The organism is Rosistilla carotiformis, from assembly GCF_007753095.1.
Lineage (GTDB): Bacteria > Planctomycetota > Planctomycetia > Pirellulales > Pirellulaceae > Rosistilla > Rosistilla carotiformis.
In genome coordinates, this window is record NZ_CP036348.1 from 5,141,376 (window position 1) to 5,165,345 (window position 23,970).

Below are 23,970 nucleotides of genomic sequence, written 5' to 3' on the forward strand. Positions count from 1 at the left end.
TTAGATCCCCAAGCCTAATGGATTGTTGAGCGTTCCATGCCCTTGTTGGATCGCCTTCGACGGCATCTCCCGCATCACACGTTCGACCGTCAATGTTTCCCTCACGTGTGTCAGCGGTTGCAAGGTTTGGTAGGTCGAATTGGAGTGCTTGAGACCGAAGCCCGGGATGGCAGTGCCCGACGCATCGTTCTGTTCGATTTCAATGCGGTAGTGTTCAAAATTGCTGACTCCCTGGAATTGCATGGTCCAATTCCCACCGATGTCGGCAACGGTGGTACGCTCTCCGATCAAACGTCCACTGGAATCATAGATTCTGCCGACGATCTGACTTCCGTAATTGGCATGCCCCGAAACGATCGGCTCTGCCGCCAACGCGAAGATCTGCATCGATAGCGGACTACGGTCCTCGCTGCCCGTCCCGACCGAAACACGATCCCGCTGACCGAAGCCCTTGGAAAAATCATTGAGCGAATCGAACGCGAACGGCGCACGGACTTCGACCTCCAGAGTCGCCGAAGCGGTCCCGCCATACGGATCCTCGACCAAATATCGGAACGAGGTCTCACCGACGAAGTTAGCGTTGGGGGTAAATGTCAGCGTTCCGTTGGGATGCACCGCGACCGACGCGTTGTCGGGCTGGGTCAGCACGATCACGGTCAACGGATCGCCGTTGGGATCGTAGGCGTTTTGAAGCACGGGAATCACCGTCGAAACGTTTGCACCGACCTTGATCTGGCTATCGCCCACTTGCGGCGGTTCGTTTTCACCGTGAATCGTCACGACCACTTGCCCCGTATCGGTCCCTCCCTGCCCGTCGCTGATCGTGTACGCAAATTGATCGAGCGCCGATTGTCCAACGCCCAAATTATCGAACTGCCCATTGGGATCATATTGATAGCTACCATCGGCATGGATCTGCACGATTGCCCCCGATTGCAACGTCACCGCGATGCCGACCGCTGCCGGATCGCCGTTGACAGCAACCACTTGCAGCGGCGTATCGCCATCGGGATCGTAGTCCGATCCGTTGCCAACCAACAGTTGTCCGATATACACATTCGACTCGTGGACCGTACCGGTATGTTCGACGGCGACCGGCGCCACGTTGTGGACGTTCCAGGTGAAGCTTTGCGTGGCGGTCAGCCCTTCGGCGTCGGTCGCCGTGATCTGCACGGCGTAGGGCCCCGTTTGCGACGCGTCGCCCGACGGCGTGCCGCTGATGATCCCCGTCGCCGAATCGAGACTCAGCCCCGTGGGCAAGCTGCCATTGTCGGCGTAGGTCAGCACGTCGGTCGCATCGCGATCGCCGAAGTATCCACGGATGTCCAACGGCACAATCGTTTGACCATCGTAAGCCGTCTGCGGTTCGATTGTCCCTTCGGCAGTTGGTGCTTCGTTGAGCCCCGACACCACGACGATCAGTTCCGCGTTGCTGGTGCTGCCATCGGCGTCGGCGATCTGATAGGTGAAGAGATCGTTGGCCGTCTGCCCATCGCCAAGCTCTTGGAATGCTGATCGCGCGGGATCGGCTTGGTACGCAAAGCCGCCATCGGCGCTCAGCGTCAACCAACCGAAGAGACCATTGATCGGGGATCCGACTTGGTGTTCGAATCCGTTGGGGTCGGATGATCCCACGACGACGCTGCGGATCGGGTCGGCCGCCGGTCCGTTGGCCCCATAGATATCGTTGTCGGTGACGTTGCCGGTCAGCGGAACGCCCGGCGAACCGTTGTCGTATTCGAGGTCATCGTGGGCGACCGGAGCGTCATCGACGATGGCGATCAACATCGTCTTCTGCACTTCGTCGCCGAACGTGTCTTTGACCGCCAAGGTGATCGATTCGCTGCCTTGTCCGTTGGCGTGGTCGATGGGACTTGTCAGCGTGAATTTGTATTCGACCAATCCAGTCGCTTGGTCGTAGGAAAGGATTTGAATCGAACCATGAGGCGTTGCGACCATGATCGGTGCCCCTCCAACCCAATCCAATTGGTTCGCGGAGATCGCCGTCCCGGCAACCTTCAATTGAACCAGGCCCCGCGGGGCGATCACCAGAAAGCTGCCGCTGGCCGTTGCGCCGGCCGGATCTGCCGTGCTGCCCGTACTCAAATCGGCTTCTTTGACCGAAGCATCGGTCCCCGTCACGAGGCCTTCGTCCTGCGTGCCGATGATCGTCGGCGTGCCGAGAATCGTGAAGGTGATCGTGGCCGTCGATTGGCTGCCGTCGGCATCGGTGATCTGATACGTGAAAACATCGGTCAATGATTCATCGGGCCCCAATGCGGCCACTTGAGCGTTGGCATAATCGGGCGTGTACATGTAAGCCCCATCGGCCTGCAGCACCAGCGAACCGAAGGCGCCCGCCACGGGAAGCCCCAGATTGCCCGACGTGTTGTCCGGCGATCCGGTTCCCGCGACGACGCCAGTAACAGGAGCGGAGACTTGATCGGCACCGACGCGATCAACGACGCCGTCGCTGAAGTTCGGGTCGCTGCCGCTTCCCTGTCCGGTGACGACATTCCCATCGGCAACGCTCGACGGGTTTCCAGCGACATTGATGACTTCGTCCCAGTCGTCGTTGGCGATGGCGAGATCATCGACAATGTAGATCACCAGCGTCACGGCGGTTTGGTCGCCATCGAGATCTCGTGCAATCAAGCCGATCGATTCGGTTGCCGTACCGCCGGAATGGTCCGCAGCGGATGTCAATTCGTAACGATAGTCGACCTGGCCGCTGGTGGAGTCGTAGCTGTCGATCGTCAATTGGCCATGCGTGGTCGCAATCACAACAGGTACTGTCTGTGCATTCAACAGCTGAGCCGTAGTGATTGAAACTCCAGCAACCTGTAACGATTCGATCTGATCCCCGACCTGAAGCACAAACGATCCGCTGGTCGTCGCGCCTCCCGGCATCGCCGCGGAACCGGTCGCCAGATGACTCTCATCGACCGATGCATCGGTGCCCGAATGGATCCCGTCGTCGATCCCATCGATGCTCAACGGATCGTCGATTCCATCGATCTGAATCGTCACGGTGGCGGTCGCGAAGCCGCCATGAAAATCGGAGATTTGGTAGCTGAACGAATCGGTCACCTGTTCCCCCGAACCGAGGTGATCAAACGCGGTGCCGGGATCAAAGCGGAACGTTCCATCGGAGAACATTTGAATCGTTGCCCCACTTGGCAAGGCGAAGACATGTCCCGACGCGAACGCTTGGCCGTTGATCTGAGTGACTGTCAACGTGTCGCCATCGGGATCCGAATCGACACCGCCGCCATTATCGGCCAAAAGATGGCCGTCCAACGGAGTGTCTTGATCGATGGCAAACGAGTCGTTCACCGCGATGGGCAAGTCGTTGACCGAGGCGACCAAAATGTTCGACATCACCGGTGCCGACGCCAACCCGGATGCATCGGTCAGGACAAATTCGAACGTTCGTTGGCCGTAGCTCGGGTTTTGCGAAGTGTTTTCATATTGGAGACCACGGATCAGGAGATCGAGATCGGATTGCGGGATCGCGTCCCCCGCCCCGCTGTAATTTGTGATCGTGAACGATTGGGTGTATTGGTTGTAACCGAGATCGACGACCGATCCGCCGACGCCAAGCCCCGTCCAATTGCCGCTGCTGGAGAGATCGACCGTCTGGCCTGCGATCGTCACCCATTCGGCATTTGCGTCGACAATCCCCGACAGGTTGATCGACAGTTGCACCAGATCGGCATCGCCGCCATCGCTTGCGTCGGCGTTGCCACCGGCATCGACAGCGACCGCGGGATCTCCTTCGCTAAACGCGACCGAATCGTTGGCATCCAGCACGGTGAACTTCGCTTGGAAGTTGTCGTATTGAACGACATCGCCGCCGCTGCTGTCATAGAGATAGACGCGGAAGTAGAGCGTTTCACCAGCGACAACGGAAATCGCTGTCGCAAGATCGCGATCGATCGCGACGCCGTCTCCCGAGACGAGATCGTTGGCAACGATCGTTGTCGCCGTCGCAAAATCGGGATCGCGCGAGACGACGACGGTTCGCAAATAGTCGGGGCCGCCGGTCGGTTTGAACATCTCGATGCCGGTCAGCAGCAGATGATGGTCCTGCGGCAGCGGATCGGCAACGGTAACCGAATAGGCGAGATAGTCCTCGTCGGCGATCGCGTTGGCCAGCGTCGCCGCGTCGACACCTTGGATCGATGCCGAACCGCCACCGATCGCGATGTTCAGCCCGCCATGGCTGGTCTCATTCGCGGCGGCGGCGACCAACGTTGGATCCTGTAGATCGGGGGCGACCGTTCCGCTGTCGTGCGTCCACTGCGCCAGTGGCAGATCGACCAGCGGAGTCGGCCCATCGAACGGATCGTTGATGGTTAGCGGCGTTTGATCCAGCGTCACTTCGGGACGCGAATCGGAGGGGACGACCGCCACTTGCACGGCGGCAGTTTCGCTGCCCCCCAACGCATCCTCCACGGCGTATTCGAACGCGAAAGAACCGCTGAATCCCGCGGTCGGGACAAACGTGACCGTTCCATCGGCGTGCAGCGTGACCGAACCGCCAGCGACCGCAACCTGCCCGCCAACCAGAATTGGTTGCCCGTCGATCTGAGTGATCGACAACGCATGCCCTTCGTCATCGCTGTCGTTTGCCAACAGATCGAATCGAGTTGCCGTCGACTCGAACGTTGCGAAACTGTCGCTACTAAGGTTCGGCGAATCATTGGTTCCGTTGATCTGGATCGTCAACGTCGCTGTCGATCGGCTGCCGTCGGCATCGACCACTTCGTAAGTGAATTGATCGGTCAACGATTCGCCAGTCGACAACGCGGAGACCGCGGGATCGAGATCGTCCAACAGGTAGCTGTAGCTGCCGTCGGCTTGCATCGCGATCGTACCGTACGTTCCGGACAAGGCTTGGCCAAGATGGATCGCCGACGGCAGATTCGCTCCGCTGCCGACCGTCGCCACGAGCTTGGCCGTTTGATCGGCGCCGACCTGATCGTTGCCAAGCACGTTTCCCGTCGCCGCCGTGCCGTTGTCCTCGAGTACGGAATTCGCGTCGTCGCTCGTCGACGGGAGATCATCGTGGATCAAGATTCCTAGCGTGGCGTTGACGATGTCGCCATCGGTGTCAGTGATCGTCAGCGCGATGTTGTCGATCACGCTACCGGCGGCGTGATCCCCGGATCCGGTCAACGTATACGAATACGAGACCACTCCGGAAATGGCGTTGTAGCCCGAGACTTCCAATCGCCCCAGCGAGGTGTTCACGAACACGGGAGTGGTTGCGGTATCGATCAGTTCCGCGGCGGTGATGACTCGGGAATCGATCTGCAGCGAAACCAGACCATCTCCCGGCTGCAACAGGAACGTTCCCGATGTCGATTCACCGACGCCAACGGCATCGGTTCCCTGCGGCAGATCGCTTTCAAAGACCTCGCCATCGGTGTCGATCGTCGGCCCATCGGTCAGTTCCGAGATGCTGATCGGATTGTCGAGCCCTTGAATTTGGATGGTCACCGTCGCCGTATCGAAGGCCCCTTGGCCATCGGCGATCTCATACGTAAAGCTTTCAATCGCCGAATGGATGTCCCCCAGCTGCGTATACACATTCGCGGGATCAAAATCGATCGTGCCGTCGGGGTTCACCGTGACCAGGGTGCCGCTGGCGAGCGAGATCGGTACGCCAACGGTAAACGCGTTGCCATCAATTCGCGAAATCGTCAACAAGTCGACGTCGACGTCGATATCGTTCGCCAAGATATCAAGCCCCGTGAGCGCTGTCGCTTCGTCGGTGACAAAGCTCGGATCGTTGACGGCCAGCGGCGCATCGTTGATGGAGCTGACGGCGACCGTCAGGGTTTGGTCATCGGTTCCGCCTTGATCGTCACTGACACGCACGACCACGTTGTAGAGATTGTCTCCGCCGACATCCGTCGGGTTTTCATAGTCCGGAGCGGATAGAAACGCCAGCTCACCGGTCACACTGTCGATGGCAAACCGCGCTGCATCGGATCCGCCATAGATCGAATAGCTTAGCGTGTTGAGCAGACCGTCCTGATCCGACGCCGCCACCGTCGTCACGGCTGCCGTGTCTTCGTTGACATGTACCGACGCGGTATCGGCGCCGCCATCACTGGTGATCTCGGGAACGTAGTTATAGAAACTGTCCCCCGTGATACTCCAGTTGTGATCGTTGATCAACAAGTCGCGAGCCGCTTGTGCCGCGATGCTGTACTGCAAACCGTCCGCCCCCAAGGGCACGTTTGGTTTGACCGTTTGGCTCGCCCAGCCGATCAGCGTGGCGTCGTAGTTTGGAATGGACAGATCGGAATTCGACAGCATGCTCGTCGCAACGGCCAGGCTAGAAATATCCCAGTCGCCTAGATTCTGATTGAAAGCGCTGGCGTCTTGGAACATGCTCTCCATACTGGTAACACCGGAGACATCCCATTCGCTCACGTCCTGATTGAAGGAACCGGCTCCAGAGAACATGCTCGCCATACCAGTGACATTGGATACATCCCAACCGCTCACGTCTTGGTTGAAAGAACTGGCTCCAGAGAACATGCTCGCCATACCAGTGACATTGGAAACATCCCAACGGCTCACATCTTGGTTGAAGGAACCGGCGTTATAGAACATGTTGATCATACTGGTGACGTTGGAGACATCCCAACCGCTGATGTCTTGGTTGAATGAGCTTGCTCCAGAGAACATTCTCCCCATATTGGTGACGTTGGAAACATCCCAGCCGCTCACGTCTTGGTCGAAAGAAACGGCGTCCTGAAACATCCCCACCATATTAGTAACGCTGGAAACATCCCAACCGCTCACGTTTCCGTTGAATGAGCTGGCTCCATAGAACATGATCGCCGTACTGGTGACGTTGGAAACGTCCCAATCGTTTATATCTTGGTTAAAGGAACTGGCGCTATAGAACATGTTGATCATACTGGTGACGCTGGAAACATCCCAACCACTCACGTCTTGGTTGAAAGTACCGGCTCCATAGAACATTCTCACCATACTGGTGACGTTGGAGACATCCCAGCCGTTCACATCTTGATTGAAAGATCCGGCGTCCTGAAACATTCCCACCATACTGGTAACGCTGGAAACATCCCAACTGCTCACGTCTTCGTTGAAGGAACTGGCTCCATAGAACATGCTCGCCATATTGGTGACGTTCGATACATCCCATCCACTCAGGTCTTGATTAAACGAACCGGCTCCCCGAAACAGGCCGTTCATATTGTCAACGCTGGCGACATCCCAACCGCTCAGGTCGGCATTCATCGCGGTAGCGCCATTGAACATCTCCTTCAAACTGGTGACGCCGCTGAGATCGGGAGCGTCTGCCGCGTTGATCTGCAGATTCACCGCCCCATCAAAGGCATCGTCCAGGTCCTCGAATGCCACGTTCCCCCACTGTTCGACCGACAGGATCTTTGCCGCGTCGCCGCCGCCGTCGAAATTGAATCCCGCAAAATCGCCGACGATCGTGACCGTGTACTGCCCCGGCGACGCGTAGGTGTGCGAGAGATCGCCGCTGGCACCAACGGTGCTCGTGCCGTCACCCCAATAGACCGTGTAGTTGCTGCTGCCCGGCGCTGCCGCGATCGTGATCGTATCGCTGGCACTACCAGCTTGGGTCGTGTCCCACGTCGTTACCAAGCCGATCGACTGCGCCGCCAACTCGTTTGAATCGACCGTCAATGTCACGAGCTCCAAATCGTCCGTCGTTCCATCGGAAACGCGATAGGCAAACGTTTCGATACCGTCAGCGGCAGCGACAACCGTCAACCGACCGTCGCTGCGCAGGGTGAGCGTTGTTCCCGACGCGAGCGTTGCCGTATCACCGGGACTGGATAGCTGCGTGACCGCGTCGCCCGCCGCTGCGTCGATGATCTCGGTGACCACCAAAGGATCGCCGCTTCCGGAGACGTCGTTGCCGCGTGGATCGATCACGATCGGAGCCCCAGCGACAACCGTTATGGCATCAGCGGTGGCAACCACATCGCCCGCTTCATCCGTGATAGTGACCGTCATTTCCTCATCGTACGTTGCACCGGAGGCATCCGTCACGCGGACCGTCACGCCCTGGCTGGTCGCATCCTCGTAGTTCAACAAACGACCATCGGCAACGGTGATCTCGCCGGTCACCGAATCGATCGCAAACGCGCCTGGGAAATCCTGAGCGAAGATCGAATAGGTCAGCGATGCCGAATCGACATCGTACCCGGTAACCGTTCCCACACTCGTTCCGTTGGCCGAATTCTCCGCGACCGAAAGGGGCGTGCTCGTCAAATCGTAGGGCGCGTCGTTGACGGGGGTGATTGTCCAGTGGAACGATGAAGAACTGGTCGTGCCCGCCCCATCGTCCACCGTGAACGCAAAGCTATCGCTCGTCGTCTGACTGTCATCGTGATCGTACGTGATCAAACCAGCCGCGATGTCGGCTTGCGAAAACGTATCGCTTGCCGACATCGCGACCGAGTCGCGGTAGAGCGTCCCGTTGCTGGGAAGCGTATCGACGACGTAGACCAATTCCTCGTTGGTATTGTCGACGTCGGTCGTCTGCAACATGGCGGACGTGATCGTGTTAGCGGTCGCACCTTCCACTACAGTCGCGCCGGTGTTGACCGCGAGAACCTGTTCGTCGTTGACCGCTGTGATCGCGACGATCGTGCTTTGGGTCGCCGTGAGCGCCCCGACGATGCCTTGGGCACCGGTATTCCCGTCGTCGAAAGTCCAATCGATCTGCACGCTCGCTGGGGGCGTGTCGCTGGCGTTGGCATACGCGATCTGCTGCATCGCCGAGCTGAGCAGCGCCTGCGTTACGTTCCCATTGAAAACCATTGCCAACGTTCCGGCGTCATTGGTCACGCTGCCGATCGTGATCCCATTGACGACCAGATCGCCACCGCTGAAGGAGAGCGTTCCGGTAGCGATGAATTGGTCTTCCGCATTCGCGCCGCCGCTGCGGAGTAGCGTCAGCGTCGAGTCAGCGAAGTTATCGTCGACAACCAATTCTTCGTCGAAGATGGAAACATGGTCATCCAAGACAAACGCCGCGCCGCCCTCAACGTAACTTGGTGAACCCGCCAACGGATCCTCCACTCCATAAGTAGAATCCAGAGTGCCATCGCTGTTGAGGCGTTGCACAAAACCGATGACATCATCGGAATAGCTGTTGCCGACAACAATCATCTTTCCATCGGCATCGATCACCAGGTGGCTGCTGTAATCCTCCGAGTCCTCACCCACCGCAATGTTCACGACCCCATCGTCGCCGAAACTACTATCGATTGTGCCATCAACGTTGTACCGGATAATTTGGCCATGTGTCGTACTGCCGTAAGAAGTGCTCAAGACAACGATCTTGCCATCGCCTTGCACGGTGGCGGACCCCACATATTCATCTGCCCCATCCACATCGGTAATCACGATCCCGTCGTCACTAAAGCTGGTGTCGAACGTTCCGTCCGCCAGCAAACGCACTACAAAGCTATCGCTGTCGCTATTGCCGCTTGTCGAGATATAACCTGCCACGACAATTCTACCGTCCGATTGGAGGACGACCGAACTGGCGGAGGAATCGATGCCCCCCAAGTCGAATTTCAGAATCCCATCGCCATCAAAGCCCGAATCCCATGAACCATCGCTGTTGAGACGCGCCACCACGACACTATATTCCAATCCGGCCGAACTGCCGCCCGCGATCAGGATCTTGCCATCGGACTGCACGATGATGCTAGAAATATTGCTAACGGTACCGCCAAGAGAGTCTTCGACAATCCCATCGCCGCCGCCAAAGCTGGCATCCAGTGAACCGTCGCTATTGTAACGAATCGCTCCGAAATCATTGTTAGCACCATTGGTAATGCGTCCCACTACCAAGATTTTTCCGTCGTCTTGCAATGTGATCTCCTCGACGTAGTCATAACTTCCCGAAACGTTGGTGGTTGTAATCCCATCGCCTCCGCCAAAACTACTGTCCAACGTCCCATCGCTGTTATATCGCACCAACATGATTGAACTGCTGTCATCGTGATACTGATTGGCGGCCACCAAGATTTTGCCATCCGCTTGTAGCGCGACGGAAGCGGCATAGACAGAATCCGAGCCGAAGCTCGTCACCGTGCTGCCGTCGCCACCGCCAAAACTGGTGTCGCTGATTCCCGATGCTGTGTAACGAACGAGTGCCAGTTCGTAGACGCCGCCAGAGGCTGCCGTTCCCAGCAGTAGACTCTTGCCGTCGGATTGCAAGACAATGCTCTCGAGATAGATCCTGTTATATCCGTCCAGTTCGACATGGACGAAAGAGAGATCGGCTGAGTCGAGGGTAGGTTCGAAAAACACGGGCCCGTCATTGACGCTCGTGATCGTGATATCGCGCGCCACGACGTTGCTGTTTGACTGGCCGTCATGGATGGTGAAACTGATCGTGCGGGTGGTCGTGTCCGGCACTTCGCTAGAGTTAGCGTACGTGACACTTCGCAGTGTGGTTTGGTACTGTGCCAACGTCGCGGTCCCGCTCAGCACGAGCGTTCCGGTGCTGGCATTCCAGTTGCCCGAGATGCCGTTTTGATTGACGAATGAAAGCTCGTCCTGGCCGTTGGCATATCCCGCACCGATGGCGACGACCGCTGATACGATGTGAGTGTCGTCGACATCCGAAATTGTCAACGACGGGCTGATGGCGACGGCGCCGTCATTCTCGATGTAGTCAATGGCAATCGATTCGATCGCAGCGATCACCGGCGCGTCGTCCACAGCGGTGATCGTGACAAGGGTACTTCCGGTCGTGTCCAATGCCCCGCCGCTGCCCTGGCTGCCCGTGTTGCCATCGTTGAAGGTCCAATGGATTTGGACACTCGCCGGCGGCGTGTCGTTGCTGTTGGCATAGGTGAGTTGACGGAGCATCTGGACGACATCGCTGGACGTGGGGATCTCGCCATTGCCATCGGTGAACGTGATGACCAGCGCGCCTGCGGTCGTTGTGGTATCGAACGTTGCGATGCTTTGCCCATTCTTGATCAACTGATCCCCCACGAGCGTGATCCCATTGCCGTTGGCAAAATCCAACACGTCTTCGCTGGCCGCGCCACCGTCGCGGACGAGCGTGATCTGGGCGCCGGCATAGTTGCCATCGCCGCCGTTGAGCGCATCGAGTTCTTGATCGCTGAGCTCGACATTGATATCGAGCACCACTGCCGGGCCATCCTCGGTATAGCTCACCGTGCCAGCAAGCGAGCTGGAGTCGATACCAAAACGCGTGTCCAAGGTGCCATCACTGTTGTAACGCACCAGCAAGAAATCACTGTTCGCGCTTTGCGTGTGGTAACCTGTCAACAGAATCTTACCGTCGGCCTGGAGCGTGGCATTGTTGATGCCAACGATACCACCATTCACCGCCCCGACCGCAATCCCATCGTCACCAAAACTGGTATCCAACGTGCCGTCGCTGTGATACCGAACCACGACAAACTCGGGTCCGCTCGCGACATGACCGGCCACCAGGAACTTGCCGTCATCCTGCATGATCAAGCCATTGGCATAGTTATCGTCAGCTTGCACGTCGGTCGTGACAACCCCCAGCCCGCCGCCGAAACTGAAGTCTAACGTTCCGTCGCTGTTGTAACGCAACACGGTAAAGTCAAAATCGCCAGCATGCTTGCTATAGCCCGACAACAGAATTTTCCCATCGGCAGTCAACACAATCCGACTGGCATTGTCGGTGCTGTCTCCTAAGTCAGTGCTCACGATACCTGCGACACCAAAGCTATTGTCCAAGGTGCCATCGCTGTTGTAACGCACCAAGCTTATATCGCGTTTGGTCGCGGTACCTGAGTCCAGGTATCCTGCTACTAGAATCTTGCCGTCGGCCTGGACCACCACATCGTCATAAACGCTACTGGTCGCTCCAAAGTCGGAAACCACAATCCCATCACCGCCGCCAAAACTCGTATCCAGTGTCCCATCGCTGTGGTAACGCACTAGCATGGACCCTGTGGTTCCGCCACTCATCTTCCACCCTGAGACCAAGATCTTGCCATCGGATTGCAACGTGACGGACTTGCCTGCATCCCCATTCGCACCAATGTTGCTTACAACAATCCCGCCGACGCCAAAGCTGCTATCCAGCGTCCCATCGATGTTGTAACGCACCACCGTATGGTGGTACGTTCCACTGACCGTCGTGAAACCTGTCAACAGGATTTTGCCATCGGGCTGCAACGTCGCACTGTAAGCAATATCCGCCTGAGATCCGGTGGCAGTCGTCACCACCCCATCACCGCCGCCAAAGCTGGTATCCAACGTCCCATCGACGTTGTAACGCACCAAGCCAAAATCGAAACTGAGGCCATTGTGGACGTAGCCAGCAACCACGATCTTGCCATCGGGCTGCTCCAGGATGTCACTGGCGGACTCATTCAACGCGCCCACGGGAGTCGTCACCACCCCATCGCCGATCTCAAAAGTCGGCGCGTCATTGACGCTTGCGATGTCAACATCCAGCGTCCCAAAATCGATCAACAAACCGCCGCCGATTCCCGAATGGCCGTTGTCGGTGAATGACAATTGTAACGTATCCGCAGCGATTCCATTGGCATGCGAGACGCCTGACAAATACTGAATCGCACTGGCGTTGTTCAGATAGACATTGAGCATACTGAGCGTACCGGTCAACGACAGCGACGACGAACCACTGCCCGCAATCCACACACCGCCCAAGGTGGAGGCTGTCAGATTGCCGCCGGTCGACGTCGTGAGTGTCAGCGTCAGATCCCCGCCATTGTGATCGACATCGCTCAAATCGATCGCAGACAAATCCACGTTGCTCAGCACATCTTCGGTCACAGTGATCGTTGCTGGCAAACTGCCCGCGTTGGTCGGGTCGTCGTTGACAGGCGTGATGTCGACATCGACCGAACCGAGATCAATCGTTCCACCGCCGCCGTTGCCTGTGTTGCCGTTGTCGGTGACGTCGACCTGGATCGTGTCGGCGGCATCGCCGTTGATGTCCGCGGTGCCATGCAGGTAGGTGAGATTGCTGGCCGTGTTGAGATAACTATTCAGATCCGCGAGATTGCCGGTCAACGTTCTCGCCGTGCTCGTCCCACCGACGGTAATCCCCGCTGCTGCGGCGGCGGTCAGGTGGCCGCCGGTGCTGGTGGTCAGTGACACCGTCAGGCTGCTGGTGCCGGCATCGAAGTCACTTAAATCGATCAACGACAAGTCGACGTTGCTGCTGACGTCTTCGATGACACTGATGCTGCTGGGCAGCGAGCCCGCGTTGGTTGGATCATCGTTGGTAGCGGTGATCGTGACGGTCGTCCTGCCGATCGCCTGTCGGGCTCCGCCGATGCCCTGGCTTCCGGTGTTGCCATCATCGAAGGTCCAGTCGATTTGGACGCTCGTCGGTGGTGTGTTATTAGAATTGCTGTAGGCGATCGCCCGCGCCGCCGCGTTGACCTGGGCGTTGGTGGTGCCCGCAGCAAAGGAGAGCGTCAGCGTGCCGGCGGTGTTGGTGTAGGTACCGATGACGACCGACGAGAGTTCGATGTTGCCGGTCGTGGTTCCGACGAAGGCCAAATTGCCCGTCGCGCTGAAGTGATCGTCGGGACTTGGTCCACCCATGCGGGCGAAGGACAGCGATGCGCCATCAAAATCATCCAGTGAGGTCAGTTCCATGTCCTCGATCTCGACGCCTGAACCGAGCACCACGGCCGGGCCGTCTTCGACGAAGGTCGGATTGTCGCCGATCAACGCAATCACCTCGCTCTCGTACCATGTGACCGTGTTGTCATATTGCGATGCGGTAACGACGTCCAGGTCGCCGTCACCATCAATGTCCGCCATGATGACGGATCTCGCGCCATCGGATGCCACAGCAATCATATGTTGGGTGAAATTCTGGTTGCCATCATTCTCGTACCAGGCCACCGTGTCGCCGACGGATGAAGCGGAAAGCAGATCGAGGTCGCCGTCCCCGTCAACGTCCGCTGCCGCGACCGAGATCACGCCAACGGCTGTCGTGTCAACCACATGTTGGGTGAAATTCTGGCTGCCATCATTTTCGTACCAGGTCACCGAGTTGTCGTCGTATGACGCGGAAAGAACGTCCAGGTCGCCATCACCGTCAACGTCCGCTGTCATGACGTGCATCGCTCCTTCGGCGTCTGCGGCGATCACGTGCGTGGTAAAGTTCTCGCTGCCGTCGTTTTCGTACCAAATCACCGTGCTGTCATCCCGCGCTGCGGAAAGAACGTCCAGGTCGCCGTCACCGTCCATGTCCGCCGTGGCAACGGATCTCGCACCCATGGCGGTCGAGGTAATCACACGGATGGTGAAGTTCTCGTTACCATCGTTCTCATACCAAACGATTTTGTGGTCACGGTAGGAAGCGGAAAGGATGTCGAGATCGCCGTCACCATCCACATCGGCAGCGGTCACCGAGGCGGCGAAATCGGCTGACGTGGTAATCACATGCAAGGTGAAGTTTTCGTTGCCGTCGTTCTCATACCAGGACACCGTATCGTCAAGATGCGATGCGGATACAATGTCCAAATCGCCGTCTTCGTCCAGGTCCACGACATAAACGGCGAGCGATCCATCGGCCGTCGACGTGACAGTATGTTCGGTGAAGATTCCGCTGCCGTCGTTCTCGAACCAGATGATCCTATCGTCAACAAACGATGCGGAAAGCACGTCCAGATCGCCGTCACCGTCCATGTCGGCTGTCGTGACGAAGCTTGCGCCAAGGGCGTTGTTCGTGAGCTCGTGCGCGGTGAATGTGGGAAGGACGATAGATCCATACGTCGGACGGTCGTTGACGGCCGTGATCGCAATATCACGGTTTTGAGTAGCCGAGTTCTCGTCGCCATCGTTGACGGTGACACTGACCGTGCGCGTTGCCGTGTTCGGTGATTCGCTGCTGTTGGTGTAGGTGACACTGCGGAGTGCCGTTTGGTATTCGGCGATCGTTGCCGAACCGCTGAGTGTCAGGGTTCCGGTACCGACATCCCATGCGCCCATGATCCCGTTCTGATCGACAAAACCAAGCAGGTCTTGCCCGTTGGCGTATCCCGAACTGATCGCGACCGTCGCCGATTCGATCTGCGTGCCGTCGCCATCCGAGATCGCCAAAGTCGAACTGATCGCAACGGCTCCGTCGTTTTCAGTGTAGTCGATCGCCTCGGTCTCGATTCCCGAAACAACCGGCGCATCGTTGACCGCGATGATCGCGACGGTCGTGCTGCCGACGGTGCTGAGCGCCCCGCCGCTTCCCTGATCTCCGGTGTTTCCGTCGTCGAACATCCAATCGATCTGCACGCTCGCCGCGGGCGTGTCGTTTGCATTCGCGTAAGCGATCTGCGACATCGCCGCACGGACCAAGGCGTGCGTGGCGTTGCTATTGAAGGCCAGCAAAAGCGTTCCGCCGGTGTTCGTCACGCTACCGATCGTCGTCCCATCGACGACCAGATCGCCGCCGGCAAAGGAGAGCGTTCCGGTGGCACTGAACAGATCGTCGTCGTTGGCTGCGACATTTCGCTGCAGCGTCAGGGTCGCCCCGGCAAAGTTGTCCAACTCGATCAGGTCGGCATCCACGATCGCCACGTCGTCGTCCAAGACGACCGCCGAACCGTTTTCGATGAAAATTGGCGCTCCGTCCAACTGATGATCCGCGCCGTAGGTCATGTCCAGGGTGCCGTCGGTGTTGTAGCGCACTAGATAGCCTGTGCCTCGAGTACTGTAGCTGCTCCCTGCAACCAACACTTTGCCATCGTCATCGAACGCGATGCCGTAAGAAGCATCCGAGCTGGTGTCACCGAGCGTGAAGGGAACGATCCCGTCGTCGCCAAAGCTGGTATCGAGCGTGCCATCACTGTTGTAGCGGACCGTGAAACCACGATTTTTGAAAGTAGCCGGATCATAATCGCCCCCCACCCCAACGATCTTGCCATCGGCTTGTATCGCGGCGGCGTAGATCGTTTCGTGGCTTCCAGCGATCGCGGTGATTCCCATCCCATCACCACCACCAAAACTGGTGTCGATGGAACCATCGGCCAGAAGACGCACAACCACCGAGTCGCTGTCGCCATTGACATCGGTGTCTCCCACCAACAAGATCTTGCCGTCGGGTTGCAGAAGCAATTCATTGACGTAGGCCTCAGTTCCGCCCGTTACAATATTGACGACTCCATCGCCATCAAAGCTCGTATCGAGCGTGCCATCACTGTTATAGCGAGCGACAGCAAAATCGCTGTCCCCACCGTTGCCGATGATCCCCGCGACCAGGATTTTCCCATCGGACTGCACCACCATGCTGTTGGCTAACGATCGGTCCGCGAGACCGGTTGCGGTAACGTATCCATTCCCCGCGCCAAAGCTGGCATCCAGAGTTCCATCGCTGTTGAATTGAAAGAGTGCGATTTCATTGAGACCGTCATAATCGTAAACATATCCCGCCCCCAGGATCTTGCCGTCCGCCAGGACCGTCACCTCTGTGATATTGGAGCTGAATCCGGCGACGACCGTCGTGACCATCCCCGCGGTGCCAAAGCTGGTATCGAGCGTGCCATCGATGTTGTAGCGTGCCAAAGCAGCAACCGAATAGCCGGCGTCAATGTCATAAAACGATCCCGCCACGACAATTTTCCCGTCGGCTTGCAAGCTGGCACTGGTCGGATAAGCGTAGCCTGTGCCAAAGCTTGTCACCACGCTCCCATCGCCGCCACCAAAGCTGGTATCGAGAACGCCCGATTCGGTATAGCGGTTCAAACCAAAGGAGTCGTCAAAGGGGCGAAAGACGGGCGAAACCACCAGACTCTTCCCATCGGGTTGCAGCAGGATCGCCGTCGTTTCGGACCCCTGATACGCATCGTCCGGCATTGTCAAAAATCCCGTCCCCAACGGGAAGGTCGGCGCATCGTTGACGCTGGCGACCGCGATGCTGCGGTGAACCGTGTTGCTGTCGAGTTCGCCATCGTTGACGGTAAAGCGGACCTCTCGCGTTGTCTCGTCGGGCACTTCGCTGGTGTTGACGTACATCACACTGCGGAGCGCCGTTTGGTAGGCCGCCAGCGTCGCCGATCCGGTCAGCGTGAGCGTTCCGGTCGCTGCGTCCCAATCCCCGGTGATCCCGTTCGTCGTGTCGAACGTGAGCACGTCTTGGCCGTTGGCATATCCCACGCTGATCGCGATCGTCGCCGATTCGATCGCCACGACCTCGGGAGCGGTAGCCTCCAAGGTCGATGTGATCGCGAGCTCTGGGTCGTTCTCGGTATAGGTCAACGTCCCGATTTCAAGACCCGATAGCGACACGGGCTCCCTGCCATCGAGCAATTGAATCGTAAACAACTCCTTGTAGTTTTGCCCGCTGTTGTCCGATACGCGAATGTTTAATTGGTGGCTGTCCAGTGTCTCGTAATCGATTGCCGACGCATCGGCGACGGTGATCACGCCCGAATCGGAATCGATGGCAAACGCCCCCGGCGTCGTCTGCGATTGAATCGAATAGAGCACCATCCTTGACCGATCGAGCGCCTCGTCAGCCGACCACTCCACGATCACCCCCGTGCTTGCCTGTGCGGCCGCACTGTCGGCCCATTGGCCATCGCTGCCCATCGACAGATAGACGATCGACGGATCGACAGCCCCATCGGGTTCCCCCGAGGCGAAGTTTTCATACGCTCCGTCAACCGCGCCGTCGTCATCAAAGAACAACGTGCCATCATCCCAACGCCATTGGTCCGCCTCCGCCAGATCGGAACCCGACAACCAAACGCGACTCTCCCCCGTCTCGGAGATCCAGCGGCGAACGAGTTCGTTTTCGTGCGCCGATTCGATCGTCAGCAGCGATCCCGCGTTGGCGTTCAACGTTTCACCGCTGGCCGCAGCATCGGCCGCGTCGCGATCATAGGCACCTGACAACACTTTGTAGAACTTGTCGGTTTCCTCACTGTAATGCAGCGTCGGGTACGCGGCCAGGAACGCCGCGATCAACGCCTCGCGTTCAATATCCGTTCCGTAAACCTTTCCGACCGACGTGCCATTGACTGCATTTTCGTCCAACCAAACCGACAACACCGATTCGCTCGACGTAAAACCACTGGCCGCGGCGGCTTCCAATTTCAAACTGTTCCCAGCCACCGATTCGGTGACAACGCCATCGGTCGACAGATCGTTAAACGTCCAATTGGCGAGCATCCCCGGTTCGCTGTAGGCCAACGTCTGCCCCGCCCCCGCGGCGATCTGCCCGGCGGAGCGAACCGAATCGAACACGCGTGCATCGAAATAGGTACCGCGAAAGGTATCGAACGCGTTGAACCCGCCGCCGATGGCATCCTGTTCTTGGCCGAACATCAGGGTTCCATTGGCAGCATCCCCCGCCAACGTCAACCCGGTCGCCAACCCCGTTCCCGATTCGGCCAGTTGTCCATCGACATAGATCGACCAATCGCCGTCGGTGTTGTCCCACGTGAAGGCCAATTGATGCCGATGTCCGTCCAACAGCGTGTTGTAATCGATGCCCGATGCGACGACCTGATTCGCCGATCCGTTGATCATCACGGTGACACTGCCGTTGCCAGCATCCGGATCGATCTGAAGCGTGAAATCATCCGGATCGCTTGCTGCGTAAGAAAGCAGGGTCTGGTGGGCGCCGTCGGCGGCGGCAAAATCGACTTCGATCGTCATCGATCCCAGTCCGCCGATTCGATCGCCGATGCTCCCCGTGTTTCCGTCGCTGTGGACAACAAGATTCGCGTCCTTACCGCCATCGGCATTGATTTCCACTCCCCCATCGCCCGCCGCGACGAGCGTGAGGTCGTGTGGAGCAGAACCCGAACCGTCGCTGTCGACGACGACGGAATAGCTGGAAAACTCCGACGTATCCCCCGTCGTGTCGTCGGTCAACGTCACGGTGATGTATTCGCCCGGCGTCGCATCGATCCCCGTTTCGGTAATCCATCCCGACTGGAGATTGGTGAGCCCCGTCCGGCTGAACAGATAGCGTTCGCCTTCCACCTGGCCACCGTCGCGATCACTGCTGGCATAGAAGTCCAGGGTGTAGGTCGTTCCGCCAGCGAATGAGTAGAGGTTGACGTAGTATCGAAAATCGCCGGCGTCGTTGATCGACGGCCCCCCCGCCTCGCCCCAATTCTGCTTGTTGTTCCCGCCGGTATCGCTATCCCCCGCGTCGTTCGGATCGGCTCCGTCGTCGCTGGCGACTCCCAAGTCGATGCCGATTCCTTGATTCGAATAGATCGAGTTTCCTTGAATCGTATTGCCTGTTGCCGTCCCCCAGATCGCGATCCCCGCCCCGTTGTCTGGGTCCGCTTGACCGCTGAACGCGATCGTGTTGCCTTCTCCCGCTCCGACGCCACCGATCACGGTTCCGGTGGCCCCCCCGGCGAGCAAGATCCCCTGCTCGCCGTTGCCCCAGTTAAGAGTCCCTGTTGCGTCGGTGCCGATCGTATTGCCCTGGATCACGCTGCCGACCGAATCACCATCGATCAAGATGCCCGCCTGCACGCTACCGCCAATCGAATTGCCAATGATCGTCGTGCCATCGGCCCCATTCAAAATGCTGACTCCGAACGTGTTGTCCCCCAGCAACGTATTTCCATCCGCGGAGATGCCGATTCGATTGTTGAGAACCGAATTCGTCGTCGACTCGCTCCCGATTTCCACCGCCGCATCATCAGCGCCGGCGATCACGTTTCCCAATGCCGCGGTCGCACCACCGATCGTATTGTTGCTGGCATCTCCAACAATCCGGACACCATGGAATTCCAACCCGAGGACCGTCTCGCCATCGACTCCCACCCCGATGTAGTTTCCTGCGATGGTGTTTGAATTGACACCATCTCCCGCAAGGAAAACACCGTTGCGTCCAGCGCCGATAACATTGCGTTCGGAAACGTCAGCCACCGCATCGCCATTGGTTCCAATGATGTTGTTAGACGCACCCGCGTTCAAAAAGACTCCGGCACCACCGACCGCAGCAGCCGTCAATCCGCTGGCATCGACACCGATATAGTTCCCATAGATCCAATTGTTGTCACTGTCAATCTCAATGCCGTGATGTGAAATATTACTCAAAACCAAACCACGGACCGTCGAACCATCCGATCCCAAAGAAAGCTCGAGCCCGGTATCGAAGCTGCCTACCCCCCCAGCATCAATCACGATGACCGGCACGCCGTCGGCGGCGTAATCGGGTTCACTCCAACCATCGATGAACACGCCATCGGAGATCAGCGGCAGCGCCGATGTCAATGCAATCGTATGGGGCCCCGCCCCGGAGATATCAAACCGAATCGCCTGCGTCCCCAAGGTGTTGTTCGAAGCGATGATCGCTTCGCGCAGCGAGATCAAACCGTCGCTCCCCTTATCCAAATAGAGCGCTTCGAGACTCGAGGTATCGCCGTTGTTGGAGCTATCGCTCGCGGTATCAACAACCAACGCATCGCCGATCTTGATCAGCAAGCTGTCGGCATCGCTGGTGCCAAAGTTGAGATCGGACGATTCCATGCTCAACACCGCGCCGCCTTCGTAGTCGACGGGCGATGTGAACTGCAAACCATCCAACGCCGTGTTGATATCCGCGACGGTCCCGGTGAACGTCATCGTCGCGTCATTTGTCCCATCATTGGATGAGAACGATAATCCCGCAGGGATCGCTCCCAGGGTCACAGTCCCCTCGCTGACCGATAGCGTCACTTCCAACAGATCGCTGGAATCATCGGTGATCGAGATCGAATTCCCATTGGCGGCATTGAACGTCAATCCTGCCGCGACGGCGATCTCCTGGGTCCCCGGCATGGAATGAACCTGGAGAACGTTCGGCACGAACCCGCCAGTTGCCGTGTCGTAGGTACCATCGGAAAAATACAAATATTCCACAGTCCCATAGACGAAATCGTTTTCTTCATCGGTCCCATTGATCGTCGTTTCGTGAACCCGCAACACGCTGGCGTCGTTGGCAAGACCGTAGCTGTCTCGATTGATGGTGTAATCGGCAAGCGCGCCATCGTATCGTGCGCTGTCGACGCCCAAACCACCAAACAAACGATCATTTCCCGCACCACCATACAGCCGGTCATTTCCCGGACCACCATACAGGGAGTGCACCCCCGCACCATCGGTCAACGTGTCGTTGCCACCGTTTCCATAGATCGCATTCGGATTATCGGGGCCGGCTGAATCGAGAATGATCGTGTCGTTTTGCGTGCCACCATGCACCTGCTCGACAGCTTCCAATTCCATTCCACTGAAGTCCCAGTACAACGCGGTGGCATGGCTGCTGCTGCCAAGATAGGAGGTGCTCCCCGTCCAGTCGTTGTAGATCGTATCGATGCCAGTTTCCGCTTTGGAAAACTGGTCCGTGATGTAATAGGTCTCACTGCCGCCGGAATAGAGATACAGAATATCGATCGCACCGTCGGTCCCACTGTCCTGAAAAACGTCGGCCGTATCGTCCACGTAGATATAGTAGGTGTCCGCTCCCTCGCCGCCATCAATGGTGTCCTGCGCCATATCGCCGTAGGAGTAGATTTCATCATCGCCAGCTCCCGCAAAGATGGTGTCCGCTCCCTCCGTGGACCAAATCTCATCGTTCCCGGAACCCGATGTGAGCTGATCATTACCAGTGTCGCCATCGATTACATTGTTGCCGTCCCCGCCATCGATGACATCGTTTCCGTCACCGCCCCGGATATAGTCATCACCACTTCCAGCTTGAATATTGTCATCGCCGGCATCGCCGACAACGATGTTTTCGCCATCGCCTGCGTCGATGGTATCGTTGTCGCCACCGCCATACAGCTCATCGTCCCCCGATCCGCTCATGATGATGTCATCGCCGGACCCGCCGTCGACATAGTTGTTTCCATCGCCCGCGTAGATCGTATCGTTGTCGTCGCCGCCCTCAATATCGTCCTCCCCCGCCCCGGAAACAATGATGTTCGTTCCGCTATCTTCCCAGAGTTCGTTGTCCCCACCGCCACCAATGATCAGGTCATCGCCAGCGTTACCGTAAATCGTGTCGTTACCGTCCGCGGCGTTATCGTGAACCAACCGCACACCCGCAATGATCGCGCCGGCGGTTGGCGAGCCAGACGTCGAGGTGAACTGAATGCTGTGCGACGTTGCCGTGGCCGTGAACGTAAACAGTTTCACTTGCCAATCGATGTTGCTCAAGTTGTTCCCCGAAGGCATCGTCACCGACATCGATGCGCTGTCGACACCCACCGCGGCAACATCCAAGGTTTGCGTCATGACGCCATCGGCCCCCATGAAAAAGGCCACATGATAGGTCTCGCCGATCGTCAACCCACCGACCAATCGGCTGATCTCTCCATCGTTCAGATCGACAGCGCGGAGACTAGCGTCATTCGGATCATTCGGTAAGGAGATCCCTGAACTTGCCGACAGGAAATCGACAGATCCCGAACTGACATCCCATCCGCTGTTCGCCGTCGTGACGTCCAATTGGGTGCTTGTCGACGAGCTATTGAAATTCCCTTCATCGATCAGATCCACGCCACCCAACAGGATGTCATTGCCCCCTTTGCCGCTGATCGTATCGGTGGAATTCGTTCCCTCCAAAATGTCCGATCCTGACGTGCCATTGATCGTTGCCAACGTGCCGTACCAACTGACATCGAAACTCCACGTCTGCCCCAACGACGCAGTCCCGATCAGCCCCGTCTCAAATTCAAGTTCCCAGTCGCCACCGAGCGATTCGTGACCGGTCGCGTCGTCGCTCGCCGCCACGTCGGCATCGGTCAGCGCCGCCATCGCTTCGACCAACGATCGCCCCGCTTCGGTACTCGCCAGATCGCAACCGTAGATCAAGATGTCGGCATCCTCGGCAAACGCGTTGCCCCACAGCGCTACTTCCCCCGCGAAAGCCGCGATCGAATCGATGTCCAAATGCGTCCCGCCCAAATCGATCCCACGCCCGTCGCCGTGGCTGATCAAATGCAGCGCGTCGACCGACTTCTGACCAGCAAGCGCAGCGCTGATCTGTTGGATCCCATCATCCGATGGATCGATCCGAACGACGATCCAATCGGTCACCTGGTCCGATGCATCGCGCAGCCCCGCCAAAATCGTCTCCGCATCCTCGACCCCACTATCGATGACCACGACTTCGGTCCGCACCGCGGCCACCGTTGCGGCAGCGTTCCCCACCGACGAGCTCTCGTCGAATCCTTCGAGATGGCGAGCCGTTTGAGCTGCCAGCAGCGATGCCTGGTCCAGCGTGACCAACCGCGGATCGGGATCGTCCGCATTCCCCGCTGCGACAGTCTGCACCGTGTCGTAAACAGTTCCGTCGTCCGCATTCCGATCGGCCAACACATCGGCAATCTGCGACAGCGTATCGATCTGTTTGTTCAGAAACACAATCTCGCGGTTCGCATCGGTCGCCAGATTGGCCACCAAACGCTCGAATCCCGCCACCCGTTTGTCGACGAAAACGATCCCCTTCGGCTCCGCTTGCAGCGACGCCCCGTCACGCTCTCCATCGACGCGGCTATCGGCCACATCGATCAAAGGATCGTCATGCGAGAGTGCCGCTGGATCCAATGTCCCATCGGGAACCCCATCGAACATCACCCGATCTTCCAACACCTCCATCAACCGATCCAGCTTTCGTTGGACGCGATGCGATTCAGTAGCGGAACAAACGGTTGGCTTGGTCGCCGAAGATTGGTTTGATTTCATTGGGTCGAAGTCGGGTAGGAGTGCGTCGCGAATTTGGATTCACCCCAAATCCAATTCGCGCGCAACGAGTGTACGAAATATCATCCCTGCAGATGAAACCTACAGCGCAGTTTATCTAGGTCTTGTTTCTCTTCACCAACATCGACATACCTCGGTTCCCTTCGTTGAGACTTTGTCGATTGCAACGATCCTGCTGACGTCAAATTGCACATTCGTCGAATGCACGCTTCCCAACGGCGG

Annotated in this window: 1 protein-coding gene; it reads right to left on the reverse strand. The window is 57.9% G+C overall.

What is annotated here, in order from left to right; all coding sequences use genetic code 11:
* The gene (locus Poly24_RS18670) at positions 1-23,730 is read right to left on the reverse strand and encodes a BspA family leucine-rich repeat surface protein (RefSeq protein WP_145098939.1); all 23,730 of its coding nucleotides are present in this window, start codon (positions 23,728-23,730) and stop codon (positions 1-3) included.
* Positions 23,731-23,970: the final 240 nt, after the last annotated feature.